Raw genomic sequence first — 12,655 nt, forward strand, 5'->3', positions numbered from 1 at the left:
CGGCAAGGGAGGAAAGCCAAGGCTCGTGCAGGTGGATCAGGTGATCACGGTCGGGGCATCGCGGCCGGTGCGGGCCTTGATCTCGGCGATCTCGTCGGCCACGGCGATGAGGTCGGCAAGGGCTGCCTGCGTCTCGATGGCGTGGCGCGAGGCGTCGGGCTCGTAGCGCTCCACATAGAGGCGCAGCGTCGCCCCCGATGTGCCGGTGCCCGAGAGGCGGAACACGACGCGGCTGCCGCCCTTAAACAGGATGCGGATGCCCTGGTTCTTCGAGACCGATCCATCGACCGGATCGAGATAGGCGAAGTCGTCGGCGCTTTCGACCGTCAGGTCGCCGAAGGTCTGGCCGGGCAGCGTCGCAAGCTTGTCGCGCAAGTTGGCAACGAGGCCGTTGGCGGCTTGCGTGTCGACCTCTTCATAGTCGTGACGCGAATAATAATTGCGGCCGTATTCGGCCCAATGCTTGGTCACGATGTCCTTCACGCTTTCCTTGCGCGCGGCTACGATGTTCAGCCAGAACAGCACGGCCCATAGGCCGTCCTTTTCGCGCACATGCGACGAACCGGTGCCAAAACTTTCCTCGCCGCAGACCGTCACCTTGCCGGCATCCATCAGGTTGCCGAAGTATTTCCAGCCTGTCGGTGTTTCATACATGCCGATGCCGAGCTTTTCGGCGACGCGGTCGGCGGCCGCACTGGTCGGCATCGAGCGGGCGATCCCGGCAATACCGCTGGCATAGCCGGGCGCCAGCGTCGCATTGGCGGCAATGACGGCAAGGCTGTCCGACGGGGTCACGAACATGCCCTTGCCGACCACCATGTTGCGGTCGCCGTCGCCATCGGATGCGGCGCCGAAATCGGGGCCCTCGGGGCTCATCACGTCGTCATAGAGCGCCTTGGCGTGGACGAGGTTCGGGTCCGGGTGGTGGTGGCCGAAATCCGGCAGCGGAATTTCATTGCGCACCGAGCCCTTGGCAGCACCCAGACGCTTTTCAAGGATTTCGACGGCATAGGGGCCGGTCACGGCACTCATCGAATCGATGACCACGCGGAAGCCGGAGGCAATGAGACCGCGAATGGCGGCAAAGTCGAAGAGCGTTTCCATGAGATCGGCATAATCGGTCACCGGATCGATGACTTCGACCACCATGCCGGCCAGATCAAAGCTGCCGATCCCGTCGAGATCGATATCGGCGACGTCGAGCGTCTTGTAGCTGTCGATGACCTGGGTGCGGGCAAAGATCGCATCGGTGATCTTTTCCGGCGCCGGTCCGCCATTGCCGATATTGTACTTGATGCCGAAATCTTCGGTGGGGCCGCCGGGATTGTGGCTGGCCGACAGAACGATGCCGCCGAAGGCGCCGTACTTGCGGATGATATGGGAGGCGGCCGGCGTCGACAGGATGCCGCCCTTGCCAACCATCACCTTGCCGAAACCGGCGGCCGCGGCCATTTTCAGCGCCTTCTGGATGACTTCGCGGTTGTAATACCGGCCGTCGCCGCCGATCACCAGCGTCTTGCCCTCAAAGCCTTCCAGGTTGTCGAAAATCGACTGGATGAAGTTTTCGGCATAGTTTTCCTGGGCGAAAACCGGGACCTTCTTGCGAAGACCGGACGTGCCGGGCTTCTGGTCCTTGTAGGGCGTGGTGGAAACGGTCTTGATCATCAATGCGAACCTTTCGGTAGAAGGCTGGAATACAGTTTGGCGTAAAGGGCGGCACTCTTGTCCCAGGAGACATCGCTGTGCATGCCCTGCGTCTGGAGGCCGGCCCAGGTTTCGGGCTCCCGGTAGAGCCTTATGGTGCGGCGGATGGCGCGCTTCAACCCGTCGAGCGTGACAGGGCCGAAGGAAACACCGGTGGCGCTGCCGCTGGCAAGCGCTGCCGGATTGGCGTCGATGACGGTGTCGTTGAGGCCCCCGGTGCGCGACACCACAGGCACGCAGCCATAGCGCAGGCCGTAAAGCTGGGTGAGGCCGCAGGGCTCGAAGCGCGAGGGGATGAGAATGGCGTCGGAACCGGCCTGCATCAGGTGCGACAGCGGCTCATTATATCCGACGGTAATGGCGACGCGGCCGGGATGGCGGGCAGCAGCTTCGCGAAGGGCCGCGACCAGCGTTGCGTCACCCGAGCCGAGCACGGCAAGCTTGCCGCCGAGCGCCACCAGTTCATCGACGGCGTCCGCCACCAGGTCCATGCCCTTTTGCCAGGTCAGACGCGAAATGACGCAGAACAGCGGATCGTCATCCTCGTGAAGCCCGAACTGTGACTCCAGCGCCCGTTTGTTGGCAATCCTTGCCGAGGTGTCGGCGGCCGAGTAGTCGCTGTGGATGAGAGGGTCGATGGCCGGATCCCAGACATCCGTGTCGATGCCGTTGACGATGCCGTGAAGGTCGAGCGTGCGCCGGTTGAGCAGCCCCTCCAGCCCCATGCCGAATTCGGGGGTGAGGATTTCCTCCGCATAGGAAGGGCTGACGGTGCTGATGGCCCACGCCGTCTGGATGCCGGCCTTCAGATATCCGACCATGCCGTAATATTCGATGCCCTCCACGGCAAAGGCATGGGCCGGCAACCCGAGTTCGGGAAAGATGCCGGCGGAAAAATTACCCTGGAAGGCGATGTTGTGAATAGTCATCACGCTCGGGATCGCCGGCTTGTCGCCATAAAGCAGGTAGGCGGGAAGCAGGCCGGCCTGCCAGTCATGCACATGCACAAGGTCCGGCTGCCAGCCGGCAATGGCGCCCGCAGCAATCTCGGCGCCGGCCTTGGAGAGCGCTGCGAAGCGGCGCCAGTTGTCTGCATAATCCTTGCCATCGGTGTCGAGATAGGGCCCGCCTGCCCGATCGAAAAGGGCAGGGGCATCCAGGACCAGCAGATCGAGCCCGGCAACGGTTGCTTCAAGCACCTGTGCGGAAGCGCCCAACAGATCCTCGAAATGCATGAGGGCTGTCGTTTCCCCAAGTGCGGCCATCACTGCAGGATAGCCGGGCACCAGCGTCCTGGTCTCGATCCCCTGGGGTTTCAGCGCAAGCGGCAGAGCGCCCGCCACGTCGGCGAGCCCTCCGGTCTTGATCAGCGGATAGATTTCGGAAGCAACCGAAAGAACCTTCATCGTGTCTCCGTTATCCGCCCTAGAGGTCCAGCTTGTCGATCATCGCCTGCGTGATCAGGCAGATGCCGTTCTCGCTGCGGCGGAACCGCTTTGCATCGAGTTCGGCCTCTTCGCCGACCACCAGACCTTCTGGAATGGTTACACCGGCATCGATGACGACATTGCGAAGCTGCGCGCGCCGGCCGATGCGCACATTGGGCAGCACGACGGCTCCTTCGAGGCGTGAATAGGAATTGGCCCGCACGCCGGTAAACAGCAGCGAATTGTAGAGAGAGGAGCCGGAGATGATGCAATCGCCCGACACCACGGAGGAGACGGCCGAGCCGCGGCGGTTTTCGTCGTCATGGACGAATTTTGCCGGCGGCGTGATCTCCGCATAGGTCCAGATCGGCCAGGACTTGTCGTAGATATCGAGCTCCGGAACGATGCCGGTCAAATCGATATTGGCCTGCCAGTAGGCATCGATCGTGCCGACGTCACGCCAGTAGGCCTGCTTTTCGAAATCCGAGCGTACGCAGGATTCGTTGAAGCGGTGCGCCACCGCCTTGCCGTTCGCCACAATCCACGGAATGATGTCCTTGCCGAAGTCGCGGCTGGAATTGGGGTCGGCCGCATCGCGGCGCAGGCATTCCATCAGGAATTTCGTGTGGAAGACGTAGATGCCCATGGAGGCGAGCGCAAAATCCGGGCGGTCGGGCATGCCCGGCGGATCGGCCGGTTTTTCCACGAAGGCGATGATCCGGTCCTTGTCATCCACATGCATGACGCCGAAGCCGGTTGCTTCCATGCGCGGCACTTCCAGGCAACCAATGGTCACGTCGGCGCCGGAATCCACGTGCTGCTGCAGCATCAGCTCGTAGTCCATCTTGTAGATATGGTCACCGGCGAGGATCACCATATATTCCGGGTTATAGGGCTCGATGATGTCGATGTTCTGGAACACGGCATCGGCCGTGCCTTCGTACCACTGCGTCTCGGACACGCGCTGCGACGCCGGCAGGATGTCAAAGCTCTCATTCCGCTCCGGGCGAAAAAAGTCCCAGCCGCGCTGCAGGTGGCGGATCAGCGAATGGGCCTTGTACTGCGTGGCAACGCCGATGCGGCGGATACCGGAATTCAGCGCATTGGAGAGGGCAAAATCGATGATGCGGGCCTTGCCGCCAAAATAGACGGCAGGCTTGGCGCGCCGGTCCGTCAGTTCCTTCAGGCGGCTCCCCCGGCCGCCGGCCAACACATAGGCCATGGCATCGCGTGCCAGCGGCTGTACACGTTTCGTGGTCATTGATATCCCTCCCTGATGTGCCTGGCTTTTAGTTTTCCGGTTCCAGCATGATGGTGGCAAGCGGCGGCAATGTGACTTCTGCATGGATGACGCCGCCGGCCGAAACCGCCTGCACCCGTCCACCATTGCCCTTGCCGCTGCCGCCATAGATTTCCGCATCGGTATTCAAGACTTCGCGCCAGCGGCCGGCGCTCGGCAGCGGCACGCGGTAGTTTTCACGCAGCACCGGTGTGAAATTGGTGATCACCGCCACCGGCTTTTCACCGGGCGCCTTGCGCAGCCACGCATAGACCGAGTTTTCCGAATCGTCGGCAATCAGCCACTCGAAGCCTTCCGGCTCGCAGTCGCGCTGGTGCAGCGCCTTCTTTGACCGGTAGGTGAAGTTGAGATCGCGCACCAGCCGGCGAACGCCCTCGTGCGGGTGATAATGCAGCAGGTTCCAGTCAAGAGACCGCGCCTCGCTCCATTCGCTCCACTGGGCAAATTCCTGGCCCATGAACAGAAGCTTCTTGCCCGGGTAGCCCCACATGAAACCGTAATAGGCTCTGAGGTTGGCAAACTTCTGCCAGTCATCGCCGGCCATTTTGGCAATCAGTGAACCCTTGCCGTGGACCACCTCATCGTGGCTGAGGGGCAGCACGAAGTTTTCCGAAAAGCCGTAGAGCAGGCCGAAGGTCAGCTCGTTGTGGTGATGCTTGCGATGCACGGGCTCCCGCTTCAGGTAGCTCAGCGTGTCGTGCATGAAGCCCATGTTCCACTTGAAGCCGAAGCCGAGCCCGCCTTCATGCACCGGATGCGACACTTTCGGCCAGGAGGTGCTTTCCTCGGCAATGGTCATGACGCCGGGATGGGCGGCATAGCTCACCGTGTTGAGCTTCTGGAGGAAGCGCACTGTCTCGAGGTTTTCCCGCCCGCCATATTCGTTGGGCACCCATTCGCCGTCCTTGCGCGAATAATCAAGATACAGCATCGAGGCGACCGCATCGACCCGCAGCCCGTCGAGATGGAATTTCTCCGACCAGTAGAGCGCATTGTTGACGAGATAGGCCAGCACTTCCAGACGACCGAAATTGTAGATCGCCGTGTTCCAGTCGGGGTGAAAGCCTTGGCGCGGATCGGCGTGCTCGTAAAGCGCGGTGCCGTCGAATTCGCGAAGCCCGTGGGCGTCGGTCGGGAAATGCGCCGGCACCCAGTCGAGGATGACGCCGACGCCGACCTTGTGACAGCCGTTGACGAAGCGGGCAAAGCCTTCCGGTTCGCCGAAGCGGGCGCTCGGGGCGTAGAGCCCGGTCGTCTGGTAACCCCAGGACGGGTCATAGGGATGTTCGGTAATCGGCAGGAATTCGATATGGGTAAAGCCCATGTCGACCACGTAAGGGATGAGGTCGGCGGCCAGTTCGTCCCAGCTTAGAAACGTGCCGTCGGCGCGGCGTTTCCAGGATCCGGCGTGGACCTCATAGATGGAGATCGGCTGACGGCGGTGATCGGCCTTGGCCCAGAAGTCGCGGTGGGCGGCGTCTTCCCATTTCTGCACGAGTTCAGGTGCCGCAATGGAAGCTGTCTGCGGACGAAGCTCGGCGCGGCGCGCGTAAGGATCCGCCTTCAGCGGCAGCACCTCACCGGTCTTGCCGATGATTTCGAACTTGTAGGTGGCGCCGGGGCGCACGTCCGGCGCAAAGATTTCCCAGATGCCGGTATCGATGCGAAGCCGCATCACATTGCGCCGTCCATCCCAGGCGTTGAAATCCCCAACGACCGAGACGCGCGAGGCATTCGGCGCCCAGACGGCGAAGTGAAAACCGTCCACGCCCTCATGCTTCAGCGGATGTGCGCCCATCTTGTCGAAGAGCCGCAGATGCGAGCCCTCGCGCAAAAAATAGTCGTCCATCGGGCCAAGCACCGGCCCGAAACTATAGGGGTCGGTGAGCGCCCATTCCACGTCGCCGCGCCGTGCGCGGTAGCGGATTGCGCGCGGAACCGCAATCGCCACGCGCCCTTCGAAAAAGCCATCGACGTGACGCTGGGTCAGTTCACCGATTTCGGTTCCATCAAGCGCCAGGGCCGTGACGGCTTCTGCGCCGGGAATGAAGCAGCGGGCGATCACGCCGCTGCCGATCTTGTGCGTGCCGAGAACCGAAAACGGATTGCCGTGGGAACCGCGGATGATCGCCTCGATCTCGGGAAGGGGAAGTTCAGTGGTGCCAGCTGCGTCCTTGCCGAGGGGGATGGGCGTCTGGTTCATCAGGCTCTCCAGATCTCCGTCGCATATTGGCGGATGGTCCGATCCGAGGAGAACCAGCCCATGCGGGCGGTGTTGCGGATTGTCTTGCTGTACCAGAGCGTCTGGTCGGTCCAGATCTGGTCCACCTGCCGCTGAGCATTGGCATAGGAATCGAAATCGCCCGCCACGAGGAACCAGTCGTGATTGTAGATGCCGTCGATCAGTTCGGCAAAGCGGGAGCGGTCGTCCGGTGAAAACACGCCGGATGCGATGGCGGCCAGCGCCTGCGACAGCTCGCGCGAGGCCGCGATGATGGCGCGGGGCTCATGGCCGTCGGCGCGCACGCGTGCCACTTCCTCGGCCGTCATGCCAAAGATCACGATGTTGTCGGCGCCGACATGATCGCGCATTTCGACATTGGCCCCATCGAGCGTGCCGATGGTCAGCGCGCCGTTCAGCGCAAACTTCATATTGCCGGTGCCGGAGGCTTCCATGCCCGCCGTCGAGATCTGTTCGGAGAGGTCTGCTGCCGGCACGATGGTTTCGGCAAGCGTCACATTGTAGTTCGGCACGAAGACGACCTTCAGCAGGCCGCGCACGGCCGGGTCGTTGTTGATCACGCGCGCCACGTCATTGGCAAGCTTGATGATCAGCTTGGCATTGTGATAGCTCGGCGCCGCCTTGCCGGCGAACAGTTTGACGCGCGGAACCCAGTCCAGTTCGGGATGCGAGCGGATCTGGTCGTAGAGTGCCACGGCTTCCACGATGTTGAGAAGCTGGCGCTTGTATTCATGGATGCGCTTGATCTGGATGTCGAACATGGCCGACGGATCGAGCCGGATTCCCATGCGGCTGCCGACGAGATTGGCAAGCTTCACCTTGTTGGCGCGCTTCACGGCGGCGAACTTTTCCTGGAAGCTCTTGTCGTCGGCAAAGGCATCAAGCGCCTTCAGGGCTTGCGTGTCGTCCTCGAAACTGTCGCCGATTGCCTCGCGGATGAGACTGGTCAGGCCCGGATTGCACTGCATCAGCCAGCGGCGCGGGGTAATGCCGTTGGTCTTGTTGTTGATGCGCTTGGGATAAAGCGCATGCAGGTCGGCAAACACCGTTTCCTTCATCAGGTCGGTATGCAGCGCCGAGACGCCGTTGATGGAGTGCGAGCCGACAAAGGCGAGATTGCCCATGCGCACGCGCCGGTCGCCGTTTTCATCGATCAGCGAGATCGAGCGGATCTGGCTGTCGCTGAACTTCTTCTCCTTGCGCGCGTCGAGCAGGATCTTGGTGTTGATCGCATAGACGATCTGCATCAGGCGCGGCAGCAGGCGCTCGAACAGCGGCACCGGCCAGCTTTCCAGCGCTTCCGGCAGAAGCGTGTGGTTGGTGTAGGAGAAGGTCTGGCGGGTAATCTCCCAGGCCTCGTCCATGTCCATGCCGTGCACGTCGACGAGAAGGCGGATGAGCTCGGCAATCGACACGGCCGGATGCGTGTCGTTGAGCTGGATCGACACTTTCTCATGCAGGTTGGTGAAATCGGGATATTGCTGCAGGTGGCGGCGCAGGATGTCCTGCAGCGAGGCCGACGAGAAGAAATATTCCTGGCGCAGGCGCAGTTCCTGGCCGGCCGGATTGGCGTCTGCCGGATAGAGGACGCGCGTCAGCGCCTCGGCCTTGTTGCTTTCGCGCAGCGCCCCGATATGGTCGCCGGCATTGAAGGCATCAAGCAGGATCGGGTCGATCGGCTGTGCCGACCACAGGCGCAGCGTGTTGACGCGCTTGCCGCGCCAGCCGACGATCGGCGTGTCATAGGCCATGGCAATGACGCGCTCGGCCGGTTTCCATACGTAGCGCGGGGGCTCGTCGTAACCGCCGACGCTCTCCACGGATCCGCCATAGCCGATCTCGTAGGAGCTTTCGCGGCGTTCGAATTCCCAGGGGTTGCCGTGGGCAAGCCAGGTTTCCGGCAGCTCCACCTGCCAGCCATCGGCCATCTGCTGGCGGAACAGGCCGTGGACATAGCGGATGCCATAGCCATAGGCCGGGATTTCGACGGTTGCCATGCTCTCCATGAAACAGGCCGCCAGGCGCCCGAGGCCGCCATTGCCGAGCGCCGCATCCGGCTCAAGCCCGGCAATCACGTTGATGTCGACGCCAAGCGAGGTCAGCGCATCGGTGATCTCTTCCATCAGGCCGAGATTGCTCACCGCATCGCGCATCAGTCGACCGATCAGGAACTCCAGCGATAGATAATAGACGCGCTTGTCGCCGGTGGCATAGACCTTGCGGGTGGATTCCATCCAGCGGTCAATGATGCGGTCGCGCACCACCAGAATGGTTGCCGTCAGCCAGTCATGCGGCTTTGCAACCTTGGCGTCCTTGCCGATGCGGTAGGTCAGGCGCTCGATGATTTCTTCGGCCATGATCTCCGGGTTCGAGCTGCGGGGGGCCGGCTGCGGGATATCTACCGGGGAAACGCTGTTGTTCATGAGGTCGCCCAACTTTGCTTTTTGAAACGAGGAGGGATGGTTCTAACGCAATCCGCCATGGTGTCGGAACACAGTTTATGCATCGTTGGCAGGCACTTGCAATCATCCTCTGCGATGTTCTTGGCGTTCATCGCAAAGCGGCCCGGAAACCCCTCAACATCCTGAGAAAAAAAGATAAGCGCAGGCGGCCTCACCGGCTCGTTTGCCCCGGCGACGGTCTTGAGAGGATGTCGTGCAGCCGTCCTTCGGGCGACGGTTCGCTCACCCCTTGACCGGAATGACGTCCACCGCCTGCTCGGTCTTGTGCCGGCCATAGGTCTTGACCACGCCGATCACCGGTGCCACGTCGGCATAGTCCCGCCCGTAGCCGACGACGATATGGTCGCTGCTGGCGGGAATGTTGTTGGTCGGATCAAGCTCGATATAACCGGCGGCCTTGCCGCACCAGACGCGCACCCAGGCATGCATGGCATCGGCGCCTTCCAGCCGCTCCTTGCCGGGCGGCGGCAGTGTGCGCAGAAAACCGCTGACATAGCCGGAGGGAATGCCAAGGCTGCGCAGCGCCACGATCATGATATGGGAAAAATCCTGGCAGACGCCGCGCTTCAGCCGGAACCCTTCGCGCGGCGTCGTATCGACGGTGGTGGCGTCGGGGTCGTATTTGAAGTCCTTGTGGATGCGGGCGCAAAGGGCGGTGGCGATTTCGCGCACCGTCTGCCCGGGCTTCAGCACCTCGCGCGCATAGGCTGCGATGTCGGGCACGTCCGGCAGAAGCGGGCTGGCGCCCGACAGATGATGCGGCGAAGCGGCATCGACCGACAGAAGATCGGCCAGTTCCTGATGCAGTTTCGGCAGTTGCGGCGAAAGGTCGGCTGTCAGGGGGACGCTATCCACCTGCACGCGCGCCTGCATGCGGATGTCGAGGCGTTCATGCGGGGCGCGAAACAGGATGGAGGTGGTCTGCTGACCGAAGAAATCGGTAAACGTGCTGCGCTCGTCGGCCGTCGGCGAGACGGTGAGCGCGCCTGCGATCAGCCGTTGCCGGTCGGTGAGCGACAGCGGCATGAGGCGCAGCATGTGCCGTGCGCCGGAGGCAGGCGCCTCGTAGTGATAGCCCATGTGCAGCGACAGATCGTAAAGCATGGATTATCCGAAATAGGTCTGGCCGATGAGATCGGATAGCTTTTCCATCTCGCTCTCCAGCTTGCTGTAGATATCGGCACTCATGCCCTCCGGCGTCATCACCGCAAGGCCGGAATGCAGGCGCATGGCTTCCCGGTCGAGCGCCGACATCTGGCCCGTGCCGTAGGGATGCGGCAATTGCTCGACTTCGGTGCGGATCTCGTTCAGCTGGAACAGCACGGAACGAGGGTTGAGCGGATCAAGCGCCAGAAGATCGGTCACGGTGAGGCGCGCCGTATTGACATTATACCGCCGGCGATGGGTCATCACGCTGTCGCCGATTTCCAACAGCATGTCGAGCGAACCATCCGGCGCATCCGGCCCTGACATATGGCCGAGAAGCCGCGTCATGTGCAGGCCGCGTTCCAGATAGCGGCCGATGGACAGGAAGCGCCAGCCGGTGAAACGATACATGTTTTCGTGCACGAGACCGGCAAAGCCGGCGAGCTTGCGCAACAGCACCGTCATGGCATGCGCGGCATCGTCGCCAGCCTGCACCGCCTCGTGGAAGCGCTTGGCGGTCTTGGCGAGATCGTTGAGCGCCAGCCAGCCGTCGGGCGAAAAGCGGTCGCGGATATTGCTTGCCGAATAGATGGCGCTGTCGATGTTGCGGATCAGCGGCTCCGGCACGGCCTTGGCCATGTCCATGTCGATGCCCTTGAGGTAGCGCGTCACATCGGCGAGCAGAGGCTGCCCGGGATCGGCGGCTTCCGCATAGCGCATGTGCCAGGCGCGCAGGATGCGCAGCGCCCCTTCCGCCCGCTCGATATAGCGGCCGAGCCAGAACAGGTTGTCGGCGGCACGGCTCGGCAGGCTGCCGGGCATGTTGCGCGAAAAGCTTTCTTCCGGCGGCAACAGCGTCTGGCGCTCGACGGGCTTGTCGGAGACGATCCACACATCGGCTGCCGTGCCGCCGGCCTGCATGGCGATGGCGGCGACATCCGCGCCGGAACCGATGCGTGCAAAGCCGCCCGGCATGATCTGCCAGCCGTTTTCGGTGCGCGCGGCAAAGACACGCAGCGACATCGGCCGAGGTGTGAGCTTGCCATCGACATAGGCCGGCGTGGTCGACAGGGTCACCACTTCCTGGCCCACGAGCCGGCTTCCCTCGGCTGCCAGCCATTCCTCGACGGATTGCTTGGCGTTCTTGCGCGTGGCGCCGAGCACCGACTGGCCGCTGTCATCGAAGAAGGGCAGGCGCGAATAGGCAGGGCCGATCACCATGCGGCCGATATTGTCGGCGACATGCTGGCGCTCCGCCTTCTGTCCGCACCACCAGGTGGCGATGGACGGCAGCAGCAGTTCCTCGTTCAGCAGGTGGTGACAGATGGTCGGGGTAAACGCGAGAAGCGCGCGCGTTTCCAGGATGCCCGAGCCGAGCGCATTGACGATGGAGACAGAGCCGGCGCGCAGCGCCTGCACCAGGCCCGGCGTGCCGATATGCGAGAACTGGTTGAGTTCCAGCGGGTCGGCATAGGCGGCATCGAGGCGGCGCCAGAGCACGCCGATGGGCTTCAGGCCGGCAACGGTGCGCACCATCACCTTGTCGTTGACGACAGTCAGGTCCTCGCCTTCCAGCAGCATGAAGCCGAGATAGCGGGCGATATAGGCGTGCTCGAAATAGGTCTCGTTGGCGGGACCGGGCGTCAGGACCGCAATCCGATCATCCGGGCTCTTCTTGTGGGCCTGCAGCGCATTGCGGAAGGCCCCGAAGAAGGAGGCCAGCCGATGGACATGAGTTTCGCCATAGATGTCGGAAAAGGCGCGTGTGGTCGCAACGCGGTTTTCCAGCGCAAAACCGGCGCCGGAGGGCGCCTGCGTGCGGTCGGCCAGCACCCACCAGTTGCCATCCGGCCCGCGGCCGATTTCGAAGGAACAGAAATGCAGGTAATGGCCATTGGCGGGCTTCACGCCGACCAGCGGCCGCAAAAATTCCGGATTGTTGGCAACAAGCGCCGGGGGTAAAATGCCATCGCGCACCAGCGTGTTGTCGCCATAAATGTCGGCGACGATCTTTTCCATGAGATCGGCGCGCTGGATGAGGCCGGCGGAGACCTTTTCCCATTCCTTGCCGTCGATCAGCACCGGCACATGCGAGATCGGCCAGCTGCGCTCGCCGCTGCCCTTGGCGCCATAGGCGCGGTAGAACACGCCGGCATCGCGCAGATAACGATCGGCACGGGCAAAGCGCTCGTGCAGTTCGGCCTCCGACAGGCGGCCGAGCGCATCGATCATGTTCTGCCAGACCGGGCGGATTTCGCCGTCGCGGTCGAGCATTTCGTCGGAAACGCCGGGCAGCGCGCGGTAGCCGAGGATCGGGTCTTCCCTGATCGCCTCGTCTTGCGCCTTCAGATCGCCGGCCCGGGTCACTCCCACA

General features: G+C 62.7%; 7 protein-coding genes. All 7 read right to left on the reverse strand.

Going from position 1 to position 12,655, the window contains the following annotated elements:
- Nucleotides 1-36: 36 nt before the first annotated feature.
- The 7 genes from J2858_RS14710 to J2858_RS14740 all read right to left on the reverse strand — a co-directional run bounded on the left by J2858_RS14710 (nucleotide 37) and on the right by J2858_RS14740 (nucleotide 12,648).
- The gene (locus J2858_RS14710) at nucleotides 37-1,665 is read right to left on the reverse strand and encodes an alpha-D-glucose phosphate-specific phosphoglucomutase (protein ID WP_210105554.1); all 1,629 of its coding nucleotides are present in this window, start codon (nucleotides 1,663-1,665) and stop codon (nucleotides 37-39) included.
- Nucleotides 1,665-3,110 carry a glycogen synthase GlgA gene (gene glgA, locus J2858_RS14715; protein ID WP_210105555.1) on the reverse strand — a complete coding sequence of 482 codons (1,446 nt, stop codon included), beginning with the start codon at nucleotides 3,108-3,110 and terminating at the stop codon, nucleotides 1,665-1,667. Before glgA ends, J2858_RS14710 begins: the two co-directional genes overlap by 1 nt.
- A gap of 19 nt (nucleotides 3,111-3,129) precedes the next feature.
- Complete coding sequence (gene glgC / locus J2858_RS14720) at nucleotides 3,130-4,392, reverse strand: glucose-1-phosphate adenylyltransferase (protein ID WP_210105556.1); 1,263 nt, start codon at nucleotides 4,390-4,392, stop codon at nucleotides 3,130-3,132.
- A 28-nt stretch (nucleotides 4,393-4,420) separates the two neighbouring features.
- Nucleotides 4,421-6,634, reverse strand: a complete 2,214-nt coding sequence (gene glgB / locus J2858_RS14725; protein WP_210105557.1) for a 1,4-alpha-glucan branching protein GlgB — start codon at nucleotides 6,632-6,634, stop codon at nucleotides 4,421-4,423.
- Entirely contained in the window at nucleotides 6,634-9,096 is a 2,463-nt protein-coding gene (locus tag J2858_RS14730) for a glycogen/starch/alpha-glucan phosphorylase (RefSeq protein WP_210105558.1), read from the reverse strand. Before J2858_RS14730 ends, glgB begins: the two co-directional genes overlap by 1 nt.
- Before the next feature lie 261 nt (nucleotides 9,097-9,357).
- The gene (locus J2858_RS14735; RefSeq protein WP_210105559.1) at nucleotides 9,358-10,239 is read right to left on the reverse strand and encodes a transglutaminase family protein; all 882 of its coding nucleotides are present in this window, start codon (nucleotides 10,237-10,239) and stop codon (nucleotides 9,358-9,360) included.
- Between the two features lie 3 nt (nucleotides 10,240-10,242).
- Nucleotides 10,243-12,648 carry a circularly permuted type 2 ATP-grasp protein gene (locus J2858_RS14740; protein ID WP_432443360.1) on the reverse strand — a complete coding sequence of 802 codons (2,406 nt, stop codon included), beginning with the start codon at nucleotides 12,646-12,648 and terminating at the stop codon, nucleotides 10,243-10,245.
- Nucleotides 12,649-12,655: the final 7 nt, after the last annotated feature.

It is taken from the genome of Neorhizobium galegae, assembly GCF_017877135.1.
Taxonomy (GTDB): Bacteria; Pseudomonadota; Alphaproteobacteria; order Rhizobiales; family Rhizobiaceae; genus Neorhizobium; species Neorhizobium galegae_A.